Raw genomic sequence first — 22,863 nt, 5'->3', positions numbered from 1 at the left:
TTGTTTATTCTAGCTGGGGGCTTAATCAATGAAAATGTCTTCTTGGGAATCCGTTAGGTCGTGCTCCCATTCAATATCGGGAATGGCCTCAAAAGCCTGGCGGAGAGAGGCCTCCCAATAGCGACGAATTTTGGCCAAGTAGGGGGCCCCCAAGCGTAATTGGAGGGTATGGTGCATGGCAAAGCTATTAGCCTTATACATCACTAAATTAATCGGCGGGCCCACGGAAATATTCGACTTCATGGTTGAGTCAATGGACAAGAGGGCGCATTTGGCCACGGCTTCGAGGGGGGTATCGCCCGTAATGGTGCGGTCAAGAATCGGCTTGCCGTACTTCGTTTCGCCAATTTGCAAAAATGGCGTTTCCTTGGTGGCTTGAATGAAGTTCCCTTGGGGATAAATCAGGTAAAGTTGGGGGTCTTCTCCTGGTAACTGGCCCCCCAGCAAAAAACTGCACTGAAAATCGATCTTGTCCCGCTCTAGCCAGGCTCGGTCTTGGTCTTGAATGGCCCGGCTTTGGTTACCAATATAGTTGGCAATATCGTACAGACTGGGCAGGGTGTGTAAATTCACTTCCTCTTCTTGTTGAATATCCCGCCGTAATTTAGCGAGCACACCCTGGGTAATGGAGAGATTACCAGAGGTACAGAGGAGAATAACGCGCTCACCGGGAATCGAAAAATCGAAAAGCTTTTTATAGGCGGAAATATAATCGACCCCCGCATTGGTGCGCGAGTCCGCCGCCATCACAATCCCAAAACGGTTGACGATACCGAGGCAGTAGGTCATAGGGTTACGAATTTTTGAGCTACTCACTCAACTAACTATACTGCCTTGTCTTAGAAATGGAAGTTCATCAAGTCAATCCTATTGGCCGATCTGAACCATCTCAGTTACGGGGACGGGCTGGAGGGCCTGGAGGCGAGCCTGGAGGTCTTGGGTTAATTTTTCTGAACTGGCCTTCATCGTTTTGAGATCGTAAGTGTCCACCCGCAGGGGTTCGCCAATGTGAATTTCGACCTTCGTTCCCCAAGTGGGATAGGGCCGACTGTAGCGGAGGGAGACTGGCAGGATCGAAACCTGACTGCCTGGCAATTGATGTTCGACCTCCAGGGCAATACGACCAACACCTCGCTTAAGGGGATGAATGTGGTCATCGTGAAAGATGCCCCCCTCGGGAAAAATCACCAGCATTTCCCCGGCCTTGAGCAGAGCCACACTGTAGCGCAAGCTACTGGATTCGAGCCGTTTGAGATCAATGGGAAATCCCCCCAAGCGCCGGATAAACCATCCCTGCAGGCCCTGTACCTCCGTCGCGGTTACCATAAAGCGGAGGTCTCGCCCACTGGCCCGACGCCCCACGGCAAGGGAAATGAGCAACGCATCCCAACGGGAGCGGTGAGTCGGGGCCACAATCACCGGCCCAGAGCGAGGAATATGTTCCTGGCCATGAATGATAATTTTGCCAAAATAGAAGGGAATCAAGATCCGAGCCCCTAGGGGGTATATCAGTCCCATGAGCCAAGGAGACACGCGGTAGCGTTGAAGTTCAGGATGGAGAGCTAAGGTGGAAGGAAGCATGGAGTTCGGTTGGTCTAACGGCCATTGAGTTGCGTCTTATCGGCTGAAGAGTCGCTACTTTTTAGCCTAATCTGCTGACAGACTAGCGCCCTAGCCGTTTTGACAGTTTCTCAGTTGTCTGGAAGGTTTTGAGTTCGCCGTTGAAACCAAGCGTGCCGGTAGAACGTAATGGGATTACATCCTGGGTGATTTCTTGACTGACCTAACTTTCCTTGGCGAGAGCTTCGTGCCAGGATAAAACAAGCGAATTTTATTACCAACCTTCGATGACCTATCTAGAAACCACCGCCCAATTTTATCAAGCGGTTGCCCAGACCCCTGAGGTGGGCTTGTGTTGTGTGCAGAGTAGTCCTTTGCAACTGCCGGGCCTTAAGATTCCAGCGATTATGGCTGAGATGAACTACGGCTGTGGCACGACGGTTCATGCCAATGAATTGGGCCAGGCCCCGACGGTGCTTTACGTGGGGGTTGGGGGCGGCCTAGAGGCCCTGCAATTTGCCTACTTTTCCCGTCGCCCAGGGGCCATCATTGCGGTCGATCCGGTGGCGGAAATGCGGGTGGCGGCGGCGCGAAACCTGAGCTTAGCCGAGGCGGAAAATCCTTGGTTTGAGCGCAGTTTTGTGGAACTCCGGGCAGGAGATGCTTTTCAGTTACCTGTCCCCGATGCCTCGGTAGATGTGGTGGCCCAAAATTGTTTATTTAATATCTTTACCCCGACGGATCTCCAGCGGGCCTTACGGGAGGCTTTTCGAGTGTTGAAACCCCAGGGCCGTCTCCTGATGAGTGACCCCATTGCCGCCCGACCCATTCCTGAGCACCTCCAACAGGATGAACGTCTCCGGGCCATGTGTCTATCCGGGGCCCTAACCTACGACAACTACATCCACCAACTGATCGCCGTCGGTTTTGGCCAGATTGAAATCCGGGCCCGTCGTCCCTACCGTCTTCTGGATTGCCAACAATACCAACTCTCGGAACCGCTTTTGCTAGAAAGTTTAGATTCCGTGGCCATTAAAGTTCCCGTGCCCGCGGATGGGGCCTGTGTCTTTACGGGAAAAACGGCTATTTATCACGGTGAATCGGAATTTTTAGATGACCAAGCCGGCCATATTTTATCGAGGGGCGTTCCCGCGACCGTGTGTGACAAAACCGCCCAAAAATTGGCCCTGGCCTATCCCCAGTCGGTTTGGGTGACGGATTCTACCTGGCACTACAGTGGCGGAGGCTGTTGTTAACCATGGCCTATACCGAGCCACTCATCTCCGAAGCCGCCTTTCAACAATGCTTAGCCCGGCCCCTCACCAAACAACCCATTTCAACCCTGCAAATTAACCTGGGTCGGCGCTGTAATCTGGCCTGTCATCATTGCCACGTCGAGGCCAGCCCTCATCGTACCGAGGAATTAACACCGGATGTTTGTCGGCAACTCATTGAACTCATTGAGCGTTTTCCCCAGATTCAAACGGTGGATTTGACCGGTGGTGCGCCGGAAATGCTCTATGGTTTTAAACCCCTGGTGGAAGCAGCTCGAAACCATCAAAAACAGGTCATTGTTCGCTCTAATTTGACGATTTACTTTGAGGATAGTTTTGGAGATGTACCAGAATACTGTGCTCAACAGCAAGTTCATATTGTGGCTTCTCTGCCTTGCTATCTAGCAGACAATGTTGATAGGATGCGCGGCCAGGGGGTTTTTGAACGCTCCATTCAGGCCTTGCAATGGCTCAATCGCCTCGGCTATGGCCAAGACCCTCGACTCCGGCTAGATCTGGTTTATAATCCTCCCGTTCCTCAGGGCCAATGCTTTATTTTGCCGCCTCCCCAGATGAGTCTAGAACAAGACTACAAACGGTTTTTAGGACAACAGTTTGACATTCAGTTTAATAACCTACTAACGATTACCAATTTGCCTCTGGGCCGGACTCAATTCCAACTGGAACACCGCCAACTCTATCAGCCCTACCTACAATTTTTAGCCGATCATTTTAATCCCGCAACGGTTCCTCAATTGATGTGTCGCCAGCAATTATCGATTGATTATCGGGGCCATATCTACGACTGCGATTTTAATCAAATGGCCTCCCTGCCGGCTCAAACGGCCCCAGGCCAGGCTCTTGCCGTTGCCCACCTCTTAGCAGCCAACTCCCTAGACTTGGTCTCGGAGATTCAAACCGCTCCCTATTGCTTCGGATGTACGGCGGGTGCAGGTTCTAGCTGCAGCGGAACCTTAGTTTAAAGCATAGCCCAATGTATCCTAAGGCCTTGGATTCTTGAGAGGCCCTGTGTTAATTTATGAGGGGTTCGGGGAGCATCATTACACTATTTACCTTCAACAGGTCTTGGTTGTCTGTTTAGATTTTAGCCTTAATGTATTAGTTGTCACCATCAACAATAAATGAGTACTCAACAAAACGAAATTACCGTTAATCAAACCCCGAATGACATTCTCCTCAGTAATAGTAATATCAGTGAGAATCAGGCCAGAGGAGCCCTGATTGGTACCTTTTCAGTTCCAGGGGCTAATTCAGGAAGCGTCTTTACCTATAGCCTTGTGTCAGGAGACGGAGGAGCAGATAATAACCTATTTACGATTTCCAATAATCAACTTCGTAGCAATAGTATTTTTGATTATGAAGCTCAAAAGACCCGTAGCATTCGTGTTCGGGTTACTGATCAAAATGGGCTTTTTTATGAAAAAACATTAACAATTAATGTCACCAATATTGTTGAGTCTTTAATTCAGGCTACACCGATCAACGATTTTTTCGTTTCAGCGGATGCACCGGACACCCAGCTAAATCTAAAGACCTACTTTGATGATCCCAGAACAACGGGAAAAATTGCTCGTTTCCAATTGGCCAATAGCACCCTTGGCAATGGGGAAATTAATGTTGTTTTGTTTGATCAAGTTGGCAGTGGAGCCCCCCTAACGGTTCAAAACTTCCAGACTTACATCGATCAAGGCCGCTACACCAACACCATTATTCATCGCTCTATTCCTAGTTTTATCGTTCAAGGTGGGGGATATAGCACCGAAAACTTTCCCCCTCTAACGGATATTCCTAGTAATCCTCCCGTTGTGAATGAATTTAGTCCACTCCGGTCTAATACGCGCGGTACGATTGCTATGGCAAAAATTCCAGCGACAGATAGCCAAGGCAACCCAATTCCCGGCGGTGGACCGAATTCTGCCACCAATGAATGGTTCTTTAATTTGAATAATAATTCTAGTAATCTTGACAATCAAAATGGTGGATTTACTGCTTTCGGTCAAGTTTTAAGTGTCAATGATTTAGCCACCATGGATGCCATTGCTAGTGTTACAACTTACAATGCTGGCTCCTCATTTCCTAACTTACCCTTGATTAACTATGTTTCTGGTCAGTCTGTTAGTGCAAATAACCTAGTTCGTTTTAGTAGCATTAGTGTAAGCCAACAGCCTGACTTGACGTTTAGCATTACTAATAACACTAATCCTTTGGTAGTGAATGCCCGCCTAGAGGGCCAGCAATTAATCTTAGACTATCAACCCGGTCAGATCGGCAACGCAGACATCACCCTACGAGCAACCAATCTTTTTGGTGAATTTGTAGAAGATACTTTTCGAGTAACGACCTCTTCTTTACCCAATCTCAGTATTCAAGATAAGACTATTCGGGAAGGCAATAATGGTACTAAAAATTTAACTTTCACCGTTACGCTTTCCCAGGTCAGCACGCAACCGGTCAGCGTCAACTTTGCCACTGCGACTCCTACTGGCCATACCGCTACCCCTAGCAATATCGCTACTCCCACTAATTCTGCTGACTACACGACTTCCCAAGGAACTTTGACTATTCCCGCGGGCCAACTTACGGGTCAAATTAATGTGCCGATTATTGGAGACACTCTAGATGAAAACAGCGAAACCTTCGTGGTGAACCTGAGCAATCCCGTAGGCGCTGTCTTGTCCAACAACCAGGCCGTTGGCACTATTGAACAGGATGATACTCCCACCAATCCCTTGGTGTTGACAGGGGGAACCGTTCAGATTGCCTACGTCGCCTACTATGGTCGGCCTGGTGATCCCGGTGGCCTAGCCTTTTGGAATCAGGTTTTCGGTTCTCAGCAGGTAGTTTTTGGGAGTCCTGGGTTTGAAACCCTAGCCAATAGCTTTGGGACGGGCAGTGAGGCCGACCGTCTCTATGGGGCTTTAAATAACCGAGAAAAGGTCAGAAAAGTCTATAACTTGGCTTTTAATCGAGATCCAGAACAAGGCGGTTGGGACTTCTGGACAGGCCTGTTGGATCGAAACCAAGTCACGCCGGTGAATTTTGCCCTGGCGGTGGCCCTGGGGGCCTCCAATGGGAACAAGCCAGGTGACAATCAGGATCTCACAGTTATCCGCAATAAGATAGCGAGTGCCGATTTAATCAGCAATGCCATTGATACACCTTTAGAACGCCAGGCAACCTCTGGCCCCAGTAATGAGGTCTTTGGTCGCAATTGGTTGGCTCCTTTTGGGGATACCAGCGCTTCTTTGTACGCTGCTGAAATGGCCCTGGCGAGTTTTGTGAATAACACTAGTTTGTGACGATAATAAGGTTGATTTAGTGGGTCTGACTAAGCACGAACAAAAGCCCTAAAATCGTGCTTAGACTCAAATGCTTTATTTGTTACTTTATATTTATTAACATCAAAATATTTTCTAGTTTTTGATAGAAGCTATTAGGATGGTGTTGTTGCAAAGTTTTTTGTAGCAAGCTCTTTACACTTTTTATTATGCTGCTATATGACTACTCTATTTTGTTTTGGCAATCCCAGTCTGGGGATGGAGTTTGATAGTAGTCTTGAATCTCCTACGTTAGATTTATTGAATCAGGCTTTGGTGGAGGCAGAAGCATCGCTGACCGTTTTTGCTCAATCCCCCGATTTTTCAGCCATCATGGCTCTAATTTTTGGAGAAACCGCCAGTGAAGGACTCCGTCAGGCCTGGTTAGCAGGGGATTTTAGCCTCCTTCCACCGATAGAAGTTGTATCCGCAGAGATATTGGGTACCGCCAATGGCGCTTTTTCAACCCAAACCAATCGAATTTATATCTCTAGTACCTATTTAAATCAGGTTGTGGCCTCGGGTGTCGTATCATCCTTGGTCAATTTATTATTGGAAGAAATCGGTCATCAAATTGACAGTATTTTAAATGAGCAGGATAGCCCAGGGGATGAAGGGGCCATCTTTGCGGCTATGGTGCAGGGTTCTCCGTTATCCAGCGAAAGTCTGGCTCTCCTGCAAACGGAGCAGGATCAGGGTCTAATTTTTGTGGACGGTGATAGCGTTGTCGTCGAAAAGCAAGACTTTATTGGCGGTGATGAGAGTAACAATTTTATCGGCACACCGAATAACGACTTCATCAGTGGTGGTGGTGGTGACGATGCGTTGTTTGGCCGGGAGGGGAATGACAGCATTCTGGGCGGTTCTGGAGCCGACCAACTCTACGGCGAAGCGGGGAATGACACCCTTGATGGGGGAACGGGAGATGACTACTTTCGAGAAGTGCCCGAGGCCGATGTCTTTATTGGTGGGCCGGGGAATGACCGCCTAGACCTCTATGGGACTGCCGCTGGTATCACTGTGATCTATCAAAATCCCAGTGGGGGCACAATTTCCACCGGTGGCACGATTAAGGAAATCGAACAACTCTTTTTCTTTGGCAGTGCCGATGGGGGGAATGACTATGTTGATGCATCTGGGGCCTTGTACGCTCAATTAGACGGGGGAGCGGGCAATGATACCCTTATTGGCGGTACTGGTGCCGATAATCTGGTTGGGGGAAATGGTAATGACAGTATTCTTGGGGGGGGCGGAGCCGACCAACTCTTTGGGGGGGCTGGTAACGATACCCTGGATGGGGGAACGGGGGACGACTATTTCCGAGAAGTGCCCGAGGCCGATGTCTTTATCGGTGGGCCGGGTAATGACCGCCTAGATATCTATGCCCCCCTGGCTGGCATCACGATTACCTACAACAATATCAATGGGGGAACGACGTCCACGGGTGGCACGATTAAGGAAATTGAACAACTCTTTTTCTTTGGTAATGCTGAGGGCGGTGATGACAAGGTGGATGTCTCTGCGGCCTTGTACGCTCAATTAGACGGGGGAGCGGGCAATGATACCCTTATTGGCGGTACTGGTGCCGACAATATCACGGGAGGAGAAGGCAATGACAGTATTTTCGGGGGAGCTGGAGACGACCAACTCTTTGGGGGGGCTGGTAACGATAGCCTGGATGGTGGAGCCGGTAATGATTACTTCCGAGAAGTCCCTGAGGCCGATGTCTTTATTGGCGGGCCAGGGAATGACCGCCTAGACCTCTACGGAACCCTAGCTGGCATCACAGTAACCTACAACAATATCAATGGAGGAACGACATCCACCGGTGGCACGATTAAGGAAATTGAACAACTCTTTTTCTTTGGTAATGCCGAGGGCGGTGATGACAAGATAGATGCTTCAGCGGCCCTGTACGCCCAGCTAGAGGGTAAAGCTGGCAATGATACCTTGATAGGTGGTAGTGGCGATGATGGCCTATCGGGAGGAGATGACGACGATAGTCTTCAGGGTGGGGCCGGTCGAGACCAACTTTTTGGGGGAGCTGGTAACGATAGTTTAGTTGGGGTTAATCCGAACACCCTCAATCCGGGCTTTGGAGAAGTGGATTACCAACTCGGAGGGCCAGGAGCCGACCGTTTTGTCTTGGGGGATGCCAATGTTTACTACTACGATGACCGCAATCCGAATAGTAATGGAACGAATGACTACGCAGATATTGCTGACTTTAATCCCACGGAAGGCGATGTCGTACAACTGCGGGGAACCGCCAATCGCTACCGCCTGCAAGTTGACCTGAATAACACGCAACTCTTTCTAGATAAACCCGGTAATGAACCCGATGAATTGATTAGTGTCTTTCGGAACATTACAGGTCTTAACCTTAATTCCGCCGCCTTTAGCTACATTCCAGCGGTCTTTAAGCCCAGTGTGCTTGAATTCAGTGCGCCCCAATTTAGTGTGCTTGAAGATGGAACAGCCGTTGCGGCAGTCACGGTTCTACGAACCCAAGGCAGTGAGGGAGAGGTGAGTGTTTCTGTGGCTTTGAGTAATGGTACGGCCAAAGCCCCCGCCGACTATAACGGGGCCTTGATTACCGTCCTTCTGGCCGATGGGGAACTCTCGAAAACCGTTTCTATTCCGATTGTTAAAGACAACATTGCGGAACCGGATGAAACGGTCAATCTGTTGTTGGTCAATCCGAGCCAAGGGGCCAGTATCGGTCAGCAGAATAGCGCTACCTTAACCATCCTAGATAGTACTACGACGCCGGTAATCCGGGCCTTACCCCAGGGGGCCTCCGGCAGTAACCAGGGGGAAAGGACGCTGGTGATTACAGGTCAAAACTTTTCTCCCCAGGATCAATTCAGTCTCATTGCGCCCAATGGAACAGAGAAAGCGGCGAAAAAGATCTATTGGGTGAGCGAGACCGAGGCCTGGGCCACCTTTGATTTGAAAGGCCTGAGTACAGGTTTGTATGACCTCAAAGCCAATAATGGTCAGAGTAATTTTGTGGCTAATGATGTCTTTAGCGTAACTAGTGGCGTGGTGGGGAATCTCCAGTTCAAGCTGAGCTATCCGGCGGCGGGTTTCGTTCAAGTGGACTATACCAACGTCGGCCAAACGGATCTGGTTGCCCCCTTGTTAAGGGTTACGGCTACGAATGCAACGATTGATTTCCCAACCGGTGTCACGACGAGTCCAAGCCTACAACAACTGCTGAACCTGGGATTGGCGACCAATGGCAGTGGCCCGGCCGGTGTTTTACCTCCTGGAGCCAGTGGACAATTAACGTTTCAGTACCAAGCAAATGCCAATGGGCCGCTCTCGTTTAATATCCAGACCGTCCCGGCCAACGAAGTAATTAATTGGGGCAGTATTAAGGCGGAATCTCGGGCAGACTATAGTTTTATCGACAATGCGGCCTGGGAGGCCCTGTGGCAGAATTTAACCGATGCGGTAGGGCAAACGGCGGGCCAGTTCCAGACTGTCCTGGCCGAAAATGCCACCTATCTGAGTCAACTGGGCCAACGCACCAATAATGTGACGCAGTTATATAATTTTGAGCTGAAGCAGGCCAATGCCGCCCTGATTTCATCGCCCTTGGTGAGTTCCATCGATAGTTTAGATCCAGCTCCCGGCTTGTCGCTGACCTTTAATCGGGTTTTCTATCAATCCCTAACGGAACGGTACAATCTGGGAACCCTTGGTCGGGGCTGGTCAACGGAATGGGATCTGCGAGTCACCACCGATAGTGACGGCAATATTCTGATTCGTAATGTCGGGGATTTATTACGGTTTTTTGCCAAGCAAGGGGACGGAACCTATCTCGATAATCAGGGCAATCGCATCACCCTGAGCAATGGACAGTATCGCCTCAAAGAGGCCAATGGCGTTATCTTCACCTTTGCCAATGACGGGAAATTTAGCGCCATTGAAGACCCCAACGGCAACCGCATTACCCTGCAATACAGCAATAACCGCTTAACCAAGCTCCTTCACACCAATGGTGATAGTTTAACCCTGACCTACAATGCCCAGGGCCGCCTGAGCCAAGTCACGGATTCTGCGGGCCAGAGCAATACCTATAGTTACGATGCGACGGGAGAGTTATTACAATCGGTCACGACGCCCCAGGGAACCACGACCTATGCCTACGACACCGGCAATGTTGCGGCTAAAAAATACTCTCTGCTATCCGTCACGACGAATTTAGGTTATCAGCGTACTTTTGAATACGACAACCAAGGCCGCTTAACTAAAGAGGCCAGCAATAATCAGGCCGAGACCCTGACCTATAGCTACGACAGTACAGGCGGCATCACAGTGACAGATAGTACGGGTGCTGTCCTAAAAGTTCTCGTCGATGACCAGGGCAATAGCGGTCAAATCCGTGGGGTGAATAACCAAAATTTACGGCTCCGTTACGATGCCGACGGCAATCTACTCAATACGGGATTACCCAATGGGGATACTACTCGTTATCGCTATGATGCCAAGGGCAATTTAATTGGCGGAGTCAATACCCTAGGACAAAATTTCAACTTTACCTACGATGCTAATTTTAGCCAATTAACTAGCTTCACCGACCCGAAGGGTAATGGCGTCAGCTATACCTACGATACCAAGGGCAATCTGACAAAAATAACCTATGCCGATGGTAGTAGTGAGCAATTCAGCATTGATGGTTTGGGTAACATTACCAACTTGGTGAATCGTCGGGGTCAAAGCATTCAATACACCTACAACAAAGACGGCCTGCTCACGAAAAAACAGTATGCCGACAATACCAGCGTCACCTATAGCTATGATGCTCGCGGCAATCTAACCAGTGTGGTGGATGGCAGTGGCACCCTAGCCTTGCAGTACGATACAGCTAATCGCTTGACGGGTCTCATCTATCCCACCGGCCGTTCTCTGCAATATACCTACAATGCCGATGGCCAACGCACTAAATTAGTGGCGAATGATGGCTATACCGTCAACTACAGCTACGATACAGTGGGTCGCCTCAAAACCCTGATCAATGGCACCGGCCAAACGATTATTAGCTACGACTACGACAGTGCTGGCCGCCTGATTAAAGAAACCAATGGTAATGGCACCTACACCACCTACGAATATGACCCCCGCAGTCAACTGAGTCGGTTAACCAATTACAAGGCTAATAATACGGTTAATTCTCGTTTTGAATATCTCTACGATGACCTGGGACGGCGTACCAGCATGACCACCCTAGAGGGCGTCTTCCAGTATGGGTACGATGCAACGGGGCAATTGAATTTTGTGTTGGCCCCAGGCGGCCGCACCCTTAGCTATCAGTACGACGGGGCCGGTAATCGGATTGTCAGCATTGATAATGGGGCCACCAAGAATTATGCCACCAACAGCCTGAACCAATACACTACCGTTGGTAATGCTATCTACACCTATGATACCGATGGTAATTTAATCAGCAAAACCGAAGCCGGCCAGACCTCAGCCTATGGCTACGATGCCGAAAATCGCCTGGTCTCCGTTGTCACGCCCCAGGGAACCTGGCAATATCAATACGATGGCCTGGGCAATCGCATTGCCACGATTCTTAACGGCCAACGCACCGAATATCTCGTCGATCCCCTGGGTTTAGGGAATGTTGTGGGCGAATATAACCCCAGTGGGAACTTAGTCGCTAACTACACCTATGGCCTCGGGTTGGTCAGTCGCTTTGATGGTAATGGTTCGGCCAATTACTATGATGCCGATGCCCTTGGCTCTACTATTGGCCTCTCCGGGGCCGATGGCAGTTACGTTAATCGCTATAGCTATCTTCCCTTTGGGGAATCCTTGGTCAAAGTCGAAGGCGTTGCCAATCCCTTTGAATACGTCGGTCAATTGGGCGTCACCAACGATGACAACGGATTAATGTTCATGCGGGCTCGGTTTTACGACCCGGCCCTGGGAAGGTTTACTGAAGTTGATCCCCTCAATCTGGGCGGAGGCGATACCAACCTATATCGATACGCTCTCAACAATCCCATTACCATCACTGATCCCTTGGGAACCAATCCCTTTCTGGCGGCCGCTGGTTACGGAGCAATCGCTGGATTAACAGGCTATATCGCTACAAATGGCTATGGTGCAGGTATCAACGTACAAGGCGCTGCAGGAGCCACTGCATCTGGCGCGATTGCCGGTTTTGGGGCCGGTGTTGCCGCCACAGCCGCTGTTGGTGCTCTCGTTGCAGCAGAAATTGGGTTAGGTTATGGAGCGATTGCGGGAGGAGTCGGCTACGGCATTTCAACCATTGGAGGGGCTAATGGTGGGTTTACACCTGGGGGGCTAGGCATTAGTATTATCTCTGGTGGATTACTCGGACGTTATCTCCCGCCTGCTCTAGGCTTCAAGTATCCAGGCGGTGGCATTAAAAATTGGCCGGGGGCGCAGTCTCTCTATGATGGCTTGGGTAACGGAGCTGCACTGAGCGGCCTACTTGGTTCTCTTGCCTCTTCACTGTTAAATGCTTTGACCGGCGGTTCTAACGGGGATCCTCACCTAACGACCTTTGATGGCATTAACTACGACTTCCAGGCCGTTGGGGAATTCACCTTCGTTAAATCCACCGTTGACGACTTTGAAATTCAGACCCGACAACAGCCCTGGGGCACTCGCAACGATGTCTCCGTCAATACGGCCATTGCCCTCAAAATTAACGGACAACGCATCGGTTTTTACCTCAACGAAAATGGCCCTCGTATTAATGGCATCAGCACAACTCTTGCCGATGGCACTCCCTACGCCTTAGGTAATAGTCTTCTGCTCCGCAACGGCAACCGCTATACTATCCTGACCGCCAACAATGACCAGATTGTCATCACTATCAACGGTAGTTATCTCGATATTGGCCTGGGCCTAGCGGATAATCGTCAAGGCAAAGTGGTTGGCCTGCTGGGCAATAACAATGATAATCCCAGTGATGATTTTGCTCTCCGTAACGGCACCATTCTGGGCGGAGCACTCTCTGCTCAACAACTCTACGGCGACTATGGCAACAGTTGGCGCATCACCCAGGCCACCTCATTGTTTGATTATGGCCCGGCTTCTGCCCAGGCTTTTGTCCAGGCCTTAGATAATGGTGATGACTTCACCATTGCGGCCACGGAGACCACGAATAATTTCACCGATCCCAATTTTCCTTACGTCATCACTACCCTAGAAGCCTTGACCCCGGCCCAACGCTCAGCGGCAGAACAGGTAGCCCGTAATGCCGGGATTACCGATCCTGACCTGCTCAAAGATGCCATTCTTGACCTGGCCCTGACCAACAACGCGGCGGAATTCCTGCAAGGCTATACGGCCCTGCAGCGACAGGTGACTATCAATGGTGCGAATACCTTAATCAATCCTGATGGTTTCAGTTCCCAATTCTGGATGACGGCGGGTTCCGTCCTTCCCTACACCGTTCGCTTTACCAACAATAATCCCGCCGGAACAACGCCCGTGGCGAAGGTGGTGCTCACGGTAGACCTCGATACGGATTTAGACCTGACAACCTTCAGCCTAGAGGACTTTGGCTTTGGGGATATTGTCGTTGATGTCTCGACGGGAAGCCAATCCTACGCTGAACGTTTAGACCTACGCTCTAGTCTTGGCGTTTTTGTGGATGCTACGGCAGATCTCAACGCCACTACCCGGACAGTTACCTGGGTTTTAACAGCCATCAATCCCACGACAGGAACAGAGGCGAATAGCGCGATATCGGGTTTCCTACCAGCTAATAATGCCAGTGGCGCCGGCCAAGGCTTTGCCGGTTATCGCATTCAACCGAAAGCCAACCTAAGCAATAATCCCCGCATTGATGCCCAGGCCCGGATTACCTTCAATAACCAAACGGCCCTGCTCAGTAACCCCGTCTTTAATACCCTCGATACTGACGTGCCGACGAGTCGCGTCAATGCTTTGCCGACGAATAGTCAAGCAAACTTTGACGTAAGCTGGAGTGGCACTGATAATGGCAGTGGCTTGGCCTTTTATGATATCTACGTTGCCGTTGATGCTGGCCCTTTTACCCTGTGGAAAGATAATACAACGGAGACTTCAGCGGTCTATAACGGCCAAGTGGGCAAGACGCATGCCTTTTATAGCGTGGCCATTGATAACCTTGGACAGACCGAAGCCCCACCCGCCCAGGCCGATGCAACCACGACAACCGTGGGTGAACTCGCTAATGTGACCTTGGCAGTGAGTCCAAATAGTGTGACGGAAGATGGGGTCAATAATCTGGTCTATACCTTCACTCGGGCAGGTATTCTAACCAATCCCCTGACCGTCAATTACACCATCGGCGGAACTGCCACCAACGGTACAGACTACGCCAATATTGCTAATAGTGTTGTCTTCCAGGTCGGTTCTGCAACGGCGACAGTTATTGTCAACCCAACCCCAGATAGCATTGTTGAATCCGATGAAACGGTTTCTCTTACTTTAGCGACTGGAACGGGTTATACCATTGGGACAACAACGGCAGTCACGGGAACCATTCAGAATGATGACTTTGTAATTCCTAATCTCAGTATTCAAGATGCGGCTATTCGCGAAGGCAACAGTGGCACTAAAAACCTAACCTTTACCGTTACGCTCTCCCAGACAAGTAGCCAACCCGTCAGCGTCAACTACTCCACTGCAACTCCTGCCGGCCATACCGCGACCCCTAGCAATATCGCTACTCCTACTAATCCCGCTGATTACACCGCTACCAATGGCACCCTGACCATTCCTGCGGGCCAACTCATTGGCCAGATTAATGTGCCGATTATTGGAGACACTCTAGATGAAAACAGCGAAACCTTCGTGGTGAACCTAAGTAATCCCAGCAATGCCGTTATCCAAAAAGCTCAGGCCATTGGCACCATTGAACAGGATGATACCTCCACCGCTCCCTTGGTTCTCAAAGGAAGTACGGTACAAATTGCCTATGTCGCCTACTATGGCCGCCCCGGTGACCCGGATGGTTTGGCCTTCTGGAAGCAAGTTTTTGGGGCCAAACAAGCTGTCTTTGGCAGTCCTGAATTTGAAGACCTCGCCAACTCTTTCGGGAATACGGCTCCCGGCAGTGAGGCCGACCGTCTCTATGGGGCTTTAAATAACCGAGACAAGGTCAAAAAAGTCTATAACCTGGCTTTTAATCGAGATCCAGAGCAAGGCGGTTGGGACTTCTGGACAGGCCTGTTGGATCGGAACCAAGTCACGCCGGTCAATTTTGCTTTAGCCGTGGCCCTGGGGGCCAGTAATGGGAACAAGCCAGGTGATAATCAGGATCTCACAGTTATCCGCAATAAGATAGCGAGTGCCGATTTAATCAGCAATGCCATTGATACACCTTTAGAACGCCAGGCAACCTCTGGCCCCAGTAATGAGGTCTTTGGTCGCAATTGGTTGGCTCCTTTTGGGGATACCAGCGCTTCTTTGTACGCTGCTGAAACGGCCCTGGCGAGTTTTGTGGCTAATTCAAACGGAGTTTTCTAGGTAATAGCTCAATCAAGCCCAGGCCTAACTGTGAATCACGATAATGGCTCGGCCCGCCGGACTTATTACTTCCTCTGTCTCGATCTCGATTCGTTCTCCCATGGTAGACGACCCCGGTCGACGGTCAAAGATCACTAACCAACCGGTATCCAATCCTAAATCATCGAGATATTTATCCAACTGGGCCAGTCCTATTGATGGCCTCTACCAAGGATAATCCCCATGGCCAAACTATCACCCCCAAAAAGGGAGCTACCTGCTGGCAACTCCCTGAGATAAAAGCACTGAGGCCAAATCCAGGCCCTGGCTTAATAGGCTAAGTCAATTGGTTTACAGAGACGCAAACACAAAGTTAGCCGCGGTTAAGGTATTGGTTTGAATGCCGGTCAAGGTGGCGAAGGTGACACCGTTGAGAGCAATGTTGTTACCGGAGAAGCTGAGGTCAGCAAAATCAACCCCGGCCCCTTGGTTAGCAATACCGATCACATCGGTACCTGGGGTAAAGTCGGCAATGGTATTGGGAGAACTGGGTAAGCTATCCGTCAGCATCCAGAATTGGTCAGAGCCCGCGCCACCAGAGAGAATATTACCGCCACCGGACTGGACGAAGAAGCGGTCGTTACCGTCTCCCCCCAGGGCCCGGCCATTCACGCCGAGGAATAAGTCGTCATTACCGGCTCCACCAGAGAGACGATAGCCTGATGCATCTGTGGCATCTAGCAGGTCATCGCCAGCATCACCAAAGACGCGATCGTCATCGGCGGCAAACACCGTATCTTTACCACTACCAACGCTAATGCGGTTAAAGCCGCTCAATGCCCCTGCCAGCGGGACATCCACTTCATCATTGCCTGCACCAGTAAAGACGAGATCATTAACCCCATCAAAATCAATCCCGCCAAGCTTGGTATCTGCAACATTAGAACCGACCACGAGGGCGCTGTCTTGCACTAAAGTAGCCTCAGGGCCAACCAAAAATAGGAGTTGGCCTCCCTCTACAAGATTTTGGCTACTAATTGCTCCATCTTTGAGACTGTGCGCCTGCACATCAAAGACAATGAGATCACCGGGATTGTTACCGAATAGGGTGGAAACATCCAGAATTCCAGAGGTTTCCCAGTTGCCAATATCATTGGGAACTGGATCAGTTTGACCTGCCGGTAACGCAGAACGATCAACTTGAGCAATGCGAGTTAACGTTGCGGAGGGATCAGACACAGAAGGATTGAGGCTATACAGGGAAGCTTCTTCTCCAGAGATAGTTCCAAAAGCGTCAATGGAGCGGTCTTCTTGGAGATAAATCTTGCCATCATCAGCCCAATCTAGGTTATCGGGACTCCGCAAACCAAAGTCTTGCTTGTTGGCTTCATTGCCATCAAACAGGATGTCAACCTTTGCGGTGATATTACCGGCAGCGATATTTTGGAAATCAATATCGAATCGGTATACGGTTCCCCACTTATCAAAGTTACCTGTTCCCGTCGCATTGACAGCAAACTGGGTACCATCAGCAGGATTGGTAGAAACATCCTCAGGACGAGCCAACTGGAATGCATTCACAGCGGCCGCTAAGTCGTCTTGCTTGGTGGTGGTTGCGTATCCTAGGTTATCGTAGCCATTTGTACCGGCTTGCGCAGGATCGTAATAGGCAATCTCGACAAACCTGCCATTGGTCGAGTTATTGGTACCCTTGAAGGTCTCAGCGCTAAGTTCGATCGGGTCATTAGGATTCGTGGGATCATCGGCAACCCAAGCGTAGACCTTGCCAGAAGCTAGGCCATTGCGATCTAAAAAGCTACCATCGCCCTTAGCATTTTTATTACCGACGTACATGTACAACGGTGAGAAGCCAGTATCATCACCAATGACAAACGCAACTTTATCGGTGGTTCCGGTGTCTACTTCAGCGACGTTTTCATAGCCGGCACGGCCAAAGGCGGGGAGGGCGTACAGCGTATTTGTTTGGATGTCTAGGGCATAGTTTGTCCCAGCACTTTCTTCTCCGGTGAAGAAAATTGGATCTACTAACCCCCGGCCCGAACCAAATTGGTTAGGTTCAAACAAAGAAGCAGAGCAAAGACGATTTAATCCAGTTGCGCTATCCAAGCCGCTGGGATTACTTGGCGAATAAACGCTCGAAGAAGCGACGACTTGACCGGCTCGGTTGACGATGGTGTCGTAGGCGAGTCCCGCATCAACAATACTAAGAGTGCGCTTGTCAACATCAAAGTAGCTAACCCGGCCCCCCTTCAATTGCGTACCATTTTCAAGGGAGTAAGCATAGCCAACGGTGGGCCCTAATTCATGGTTAACGTAAAAACGAACGGTGGTGCCATTGAGTTCAATGGCGCCAATTCCGTCGAGAATTCCAACAGGCGTATAGTTGCCAATGGTTTCACCGACTGTGAAGAGTGGATCCGTCGTGTATCCAGCGAGGCCCTGGACTAGGCTGGGCTGATTGGTATCAAAAGACATAAACGCGAGTGTTCTCCGAAGTATAACTAGGGTTCAGGGCCTCTCGAGTGCAAATAAATTATTTTCCTTGGCGGTCTATTAGGGATAGACGATTACTCTGCCAAGAGGCCTGACCAACTCTATACCTTTTCATTTCAAGATTAAGAATGGGCTATTGTATGATTAAATGTTGAGCTAAAATTTTCCATAATCTCGATACAATTGAGCCAGTTTCCTAAATTCTCGGTAGTGATAGCAGAAGGAGAAGTGAAGGGGAGATAACTCCGCCAAATTGCTAGACAAAGCCAGGGCCAATTTAAGAGATGGGGTAAACTAGCCAGAGGACATTACTGTTAAGCCCATGGAATACCCAGAGGATCTGCGCTACCTAGATAGCCACGAATATGTACGTCTAGTCGGGGAGATGGCCACTGTTGGCCTAAGTGCCTTCGCCGTCGATGAGTTGGGCGATATTGTGTTTGTCGAATTGCCCGCAGTGGGGGATGAGCTAACGGTGCAGACCAGTTTTGGGGCTGTGGAATCCGTTAAGGCCGCCTCCGACCTCTACGCGCCGGTCAGTGGCACTGTGGTGGAGGTGAACGAACAACTGTTGGACAACCCGGAATTACTCAACAGTGACCCCTACGGTGAGGCCTGGTTGGTGAAAGTCCAGGTTAAGGCGGGTGAATCCCTGCCCCAGCACACCCTATCTGCCCAGGAATACCGGGCCGCGGTCTCCGGGGAAGCCTAGGACTCCGCCATGCAATCCTTTGATTTCACAACGCTGACGGCGATTGTGGCGGAACTCCGTCAGCAATGGCTACCGGCCCGGATTGAACAGGTTTATCAGCGCGACCGCTACACCCTGGCCCTGGCCCTGCGAACCTTGCAACACCGGGGTTGGTTGACCCTCTGTTGGCATCCCCAGGCCGCTCGGCTTTGTCTGGGAGAGGCCCCACCCACCCATGCCGACACCTTTACCTTTAGCGACCAACTGCGGCACCAAATTAAGGGATTGGCCCTGACCGCCCTGGCCCCCCTGGCCCCCTGGGAACGGGTTCTGGATTTACAAGTGGCCCCGCGTCCCGGTGAGGCCCCCCATTTCCATCTCTATTTGGAAATTATGGGCAAATACAGCAACCTGGTGCTCACCGATGCCCACCAGCAAATTATCACCGTGGCCCATCAGGTCAATGCCCAGCAATCGCGGGTCAGAACGGTGCAAACGGGCCAACCCTATACGCCACCGCCGGTTCTCTTGGGAGAATGTCCCCGTCTAGACGAGGATCAAACCCGCTGGCAGGAACGACTGAGCCTGATTCCTGGCCCCCTCAAACAACAGTTGATTAAAATCTATCGGGGGGTGAGTCCGATGGTGGCCCAGGCCCTGTTGACCCAGGCGCAACTCCCAGAAACTGTTGCCAATACTGACCTGACTCCAGTCCATTGGCAGGGCCTGTTTCAAGCCTGGCAGGCCTGGTTAAAGGCCTTAGAAACCGAGCAGTTCCATCCGGGTTGGACGAGCAACGGTTATACGGTTCTGGGCCAGGGCCTGCTGGAACCCGTGGGCAAGGTGAATACCTTGATCAATGATTACTATAGCCATGGCCAACGGCGGGAACAGTGCCAACAGCTACGCCAGCAACTCCAGCAAAAAGTCCAGTATCACCATAAAAAACTCCAACAGAAAGCGCTTCTCTTTCAGCAACGCTTAGCGGAATCGGAGCAATCGGAGCAGTATCAACAGCAGGCGGATCTCCTCATGGCCCATAGCTATCAATGGCAGGCGGGCATGACGGAAATGGTACTGACGGATTTCGAGACGGGCCAACCCGTGCGGATTCCCCTGCGGCCCGATAAAAATGCCATCCAAACGGCCCAGGCCCTGTACCGCCAACATCAAAAATTAAAACGGGCTAAAACCGTCGTTCTACCTCTCCTCGAAAACGTGCAAGCGGAATTGGCCTACCTGGCACAAATTGAAGCCAGCCTCGCACAACTGACCAACCAGCACCAAGCAGAAGACCTCCAGGCCCTGGAGGAAATTCGAGAGGAACTCATCGAGCAGAAATACTTAGACAGTCCCTATCCCCGCAGTCTCCGCAAAACTGAAACCTTCCAGCCCCACCAGCAGGCCAGTCCGTCCGGTTTTGAGGTCTGGATCGGCCGTAATAATCGCCAAAATGATTACCTCACCTTCCGAGTGGCAACGGACTACGACCTCTGGTTCCATAGCCAAGAAATTGCCGGCAGTCATGTTTTGCTTCGGGTTCCACCGGGGGCCAGCGTTGAGGAAAGCGACCTGCAATGTGCGGCGGATTGGGCCGCCTACTACAGCCAGGCCCGGGGCAGTGAACAAGTTCCCGTTATTTATACTCAACCGAAATACGTTTTTAAACCCAAGGGCGCTCGGCCCGGCATGGTGGTTTATCAGCAGGAAGTCGTCCTTTGGGGAAAACCTTCCAACATCCCACTATATCTAAAAACATCTGATTAGGGAAAAATCCTTACTTTTTTGTAACAAAATTTTCGTGTTGCATGTTACAATTCGTAGCATAAGGAATCCAACGCTCCGCGAGTTGGGAACACGCAGCCAAGATTTCCTCACTCAACAACAACATTTTGCACCAGTGATCCGCTCACTGGTTTTTTTGTAGGCAGATGGCCCTGGAAGGGACTCGCTATTCGTGACTCCTTCGGGGAGGACTAGAATTGAGGCAATCGCAACCCAACGTTCCCGCTTGACCGATGACCCCAATTCGTTTTCAGCGATGGCAATGGTTTCTGCTGATGGCCCCTCCGGCGGGGGTTATCGTCTTTCTGCTCGTTGCCGCTAGTTACCAAATTCATGCCTGGGGCCTGAACTGGATTTGGGCGGTTATTCTGCTTATTTTGGTCCCTTGGCGTTGGCTTTTAGTGCGGTGGACGGCCCCCATGGCCCTAAATCAGAGTTTTGGCCAACCCGACGTTCCGACTCTCGACCTCCCCCCGGACGAGGGCCAGATTCTGCCGCAGATTGAAGCTGGTTTGCGCGGCATTCTCCAACAGGCCCAGGCCGATCCGCCCCTCTGGCAAGACCTCTCCATCTTTGGCCAGCGGTGCCAAGCCGTGATTACCCTGGTGGCCCAGGCCCATCATCCCGGTGTGAAATATCCGTTACTTAATATTTACCTCCCCGATGCCTATCAACTACTACGGGGCACAGTGGATGACCTAGATCGTTGGGTTGCCACCCTCTCGCCCGCCTTGAATCAAGTCACCTTGGGCCAGGCCTATCAATCCTACGAGGTCTACCAACGTCTGGAACCGTCCCTGAAAAAACTCTGGCAACTGTGGAACTGGAGTCAATGGCTATTGAACCCAGCGGCAGCGGCGGCCCGTTTAGCCAGTGCCAACACCAGTCAGCAAGCGACCCAACAACTGCTGGGAAATCTGGGCCAACTCCTACGGGAAAATGTGTTACGCAACCTGGCTCGCCAGGCCATCCTGCTCTACGGTTCTCAATCTCCGGCCCTGGAACAACTGCCCAGTGCAACGCCCCAACTAGCCAAGGCCAAAACCCAGGCCCTGCGAGAATTATTCCAGCAGGCAGAGTCCCCCGAAACCTTGGCGGAGGAACCCTTGCGATTACTCCTGGTTGGCCGCACCGGGGCCGGTAAGAGTAGTTTAATTAATACCCTTTTTCAAAAAAATCTGGCTAAAACCGATCTCCTGCCCAGTACCAAAACCCTGGCGGAATTCCAGTGGCAAACTCCTACGGGGGAAAGCCTTCTACTCTGGGATAGCCCTGGCTACGAGCAAAATCAACGCTCAGACCTACGGCAACAGGTGCTGGACTATGCGGGGCAGGCCGATCTGGTACTCCTGCTGACCCCGGCCCTCGATCCGTCTTTGCAGATGGATGGGGAATTTCTGCGCGACCTCCACCAGCAAATTCCCTCCCTGCCAGTACTCTTGATCGTTACCCAGGTAGATCGACTCCGGCCCGTGCGGGAATGGCAACCCCCCTACGATTGGCAATGGGGAACCCAGGCCAAGGAAGTAGCCATTCGAGAAGCCCTGCAATACCGCAGTGAGCAGTTAGGAGATTATTGCACCCAGGTTCTGCCCCTGGTCACCGAGGATGCGAGTTTAGGACGACGGGCCTGGGGCCTTGAGGCCTTATCTTTAACCCTCCTGGCCACCATCGCTCCGGCCAAACAACAGCGCTTGGCCCGTTTTCTGGACAACCTAGAGGCCCGTACCCTGGCCGCCGCTAAATTAATTGACCGCTATACCTTTCAGTTGACGACGACTCAGGGCCTGACTGCCTTGCTGAAAAGCCCGGTTCTGAAGGTGATTTCCACGCTGTCCACGGGGTCACCGGCCCTGGCCTACCTCTTGGCAGAGCAAATTCCCATCGAACAGTTGCCGGTGGTGATCGGGAAATTGCAGTTGGCCTACGACCTCTTCACCCTGCTCAACCGAACGGGAGCCGAAACCCAGAGCTTTGATCTAATGGCCCTCTGGCCCGTCTTGATAGATAATCGCACGGCCCCCGACCGCAATGCCTGGGCTCTGGGCCATGCCTTAATTGAATATTGGACGCAGAATTTGACGGCCGCTCAACTAGAGGCCCGCTTTAACCATTACTGCCAAGCTCCAGCCAATTAGTACAAAAATCACCCAGAAAAATTGTAGGATAGGGGGAGTGCCGTTGTGAGTGCTGGTTGCACTGTATCCCCATTTGCGGC

General features: G+C 51.1%; 11 protein-coding genes. 7 read left to right on the top strand and 4 right to left on the bottom strand.

Annotated features, from left to right (window positions below; genetic code table 11):
• Positions 1–21: 21 nt before the first annotated feature.
• On the bottom strand, positions 22–789 hold the full coding sequence (locus ABXS88_RS08720; RefSeq protein ID WP_353671658.1) for a proteasome-type protease: 768 nt from the start codon (positions 787–789) through the stop codon (positions 22–24).
• A gap of 78 nt (positions 790–867) precedes the next feature.
• Positions 868–1,581, bottom strand: coding sequence for a lysophospholipid acyltransferase family protein (locus tag ABXS88_RS08715; RefSeq protein ID WP_353671657.1), 714 nt, complete (start codon positions 1,579–1,581; stop codon positions 868–870).
• Between the two features lie 266 nt (positions 1,582–1,847).
• Between ABXS88_RS08715 and arsM the strand changes: the two genes are divergently transcribed.
• From arsM to ABXS88_RS08695, 4 genes are all read left to right on the top strand, one after another.
• Positions 1,848–2,816 carry an arsenosugar biosynthesis arsenite methyltransferase ArsM gene (gene arsM / locus ABXS88_RS08710; RefSeq protein WP_353671656.1) on the top strand — a complete coding sequence of 323 codons (969 nt, stop codon included), beginning with the start codon at positions 1,848–1,850 and terminating at the stop codon, positions 2,814–2,816.
• Between the two features lie 2 nt (positions 2,817–2,818).
• On the top strand, positions 2,819–3,817 hold the full coding sequence (gene arsS, locus ABXS88_RS08705; protein ID WP_353671655.1) for an arsenosugar biosynthesis radical SAM (seleno)protein ArsS: 999 nt from the start codon (positions 2,819–2,821) through the stop codon (positions 3,815–3,817).
• 159 nt (positions 3,818–3,976) lie between these two features.
• Positions 3,977–6,154 (top strand): peptidylprolyl isomerase, encoded by a 2,178-nt coding sequence (locus ABXS88_RS08700; protein WP_353671654.1) that lies wholly within the window; start codon positions 3,977–3,979, stop codon positions 6,152–6,154.
• 198 nt (positions 6,155–6,352) lie between these two features.
• Entirely contained in the window at positions 6,353–15,676 is a 9,324-nt protein-coding gene (locus ABXS88_RS08695) for a Calx-beta domain-containing protein (RefSeq protein WP_353671653.1), read from the top strand.
• A 24-nt stretch (positions 15,677–15,700) separates the two neighbouring features.
• On the opposite strand, the gene ABXS88_RS08690 is transcribed toward ABXS88_RS08695, so the two are convergent.
• Together ABXS88_RS08690 and ABXS88_RS08685 are read right to left on the bottom strand one after the other, a co-directional pair.
• Positions 15,701–15,856 carry a hypothetical protein gene (locus ABXS88_RS08690; RefSeq protein ID WP_353671652.1) on the bottom strand — a complete coding sequence of 52 codons (156 nt, stop codon included), beginning with the start codon at positions 15,854–15,856 and terminating at the stop codon, positions 15,701–15,703.
• 150 nt (positions 15,857–16,006) lie between these two features.
• Complete coding sequence (locus tag ABXS88_RS08685; RefSeq protein ID WP_353671651.1) at positions 16,007–18,151, bottom strand: alkaline phosphatase PhoX; 2,145 nt, start codon at positions 18,149–18,151, stop codon at positions 16,007–16,009.
• A gap of 340 nt (positions 18,152–18,491) precedes the next feature.
• Here ABXS88_RS08685 and gcvH point away from each other — a divergent pair, with 340 nt between their 5' ends.
• The 3 genes from gcvH to ABXS88_RS08670 all read left to right on the top strand — a co-directional run bounded on the left by gcvH (position 18,492) and on the right by ABXS88_RS08670 (position 22,783).
• Positions 18,492–18,881, top strand: coding sequence for a glycine cleavage system protein GcvH (gcvH, locus tag ABXS88_RS08680; RefSeq protein WP_353671650.1), 390 nt, complete (start codon positions 18,492–18,494; stop codon positions 18,879–18,881).
• Between the two features lie 9 nt (positions 18,882–18,890).
• Positions 18,891–20,627 (top strand): NFACT family protein, encoded by a 1,737-nt coding sequence (locus ABXS88_RS08675; protein ID WP_353671649.1) that lies wholly within the window; start codon positions 18,891–18,893, stop codon positions 20,625–20,627.
• A 251-nt stretch (positions 20,628–20,878) separates the two neighbouring features.
• Positions 20,879–22,783 (top strand): GTPase, encoded by a 1,905-nt coding sequence (locus ABXS88_RS08670; RefSeq protein WP_353671648.1) that lies wholly within the window; start codon positions 20,879–20,881, stop codon positions 22,781–22,783.
• Positions 22,784–22,863 lie beyond the last annotated feature (80 nt).

It is taken from the genome of Synechocystis sp. LKSZ1 (genome assembly GCF_040436315.1).
GTDB lineage: Bacteria > Cyanobacteriota > Cyanobacteriia > Cyanobacteriales > Microcystaceae > Synechocystis.
The sequence above is the reverse complement of the archived record's forward strand: the minus strand, read 5'-3'. Positions and strand labels throughout refer to the sequence as shown.

What these genes read in the sequence shown, in the direction of transcription:
- ABXS88_RS08700 (WP_353671654.1), top strand. Translation starts at nt 3,977, where the DNA reads ATGAGTACTCAACAAAACGAAATTACCGTTAATCAAACCCCGAATGAC.
- gcvH (WP_353671650.1), top strand. Translation starts at nt 18,492, where the DNA reads ATGGAATACCCAGAGGATCTGCGCTACCTAGATAGCCACGAATATGTA.
- ABXS88_RS08695 (WP_353671653.1), top strand. Translation starts at nt 6,353, where the DNA reads ATGACTACTCTATTTTGTTTTGGCAATCCCAGTCTGGGGATGGAGTTT.
- ABXS88_RS08720 (WP_353671658.1), bottom strand. Translation starts at nt 789, where the DNA reads ATGACCTACTGCCTCGGTATCGTCAACCGTTTTGGGATTGTGATGGCG.
- arsM (WP_353671656.1), top strand. Translation starts at nt 1,848, where the DNA reads ATGACCTATCTAGAAACCACCGCCCAATTTTATCAAGCGGTTGCCCAG.
- ABXS88_RS08675 (WP_353671649.1), top strand. Translation starts at nt 18,891, where the DNA reads ATGCAATCCTTTGATTTCACAACGCTGACGGCGATTGTGGCGGAACTC.
- ABXS88_RS08715 (WP_353671657.1), bottom strand. Translation starts at nt 1,581, where the DNA reads ATGCTTCCTTCCACCTTAGCTCTCCATCCTGAACTTCAACGCTACCGC.
- arsS (WP_353671655.1), top strand. Translation starts at nt 2,819, where the DNA reads ATGGCCTATACCGAGCCACTCATCTCCGAAGCCGCCTTTCAACAATGC.
- ABXS88_RS08670 (WP_353671648.1), top strand. Translation starts at nt 20,879, where the DNA reads ATGACCCCAATTCGTTTTCAGCGATGGCAATGGTTTCTGCTGATGGCC.
- ABXS88_RS08685 (WP_353671651.1), bottom strand. Translation starts at nt 18,151, where the DNA reads ATGTCTTTTGATACCAATCAGCCCAGCCTAGTCCAGGGCCTCGCTGGA.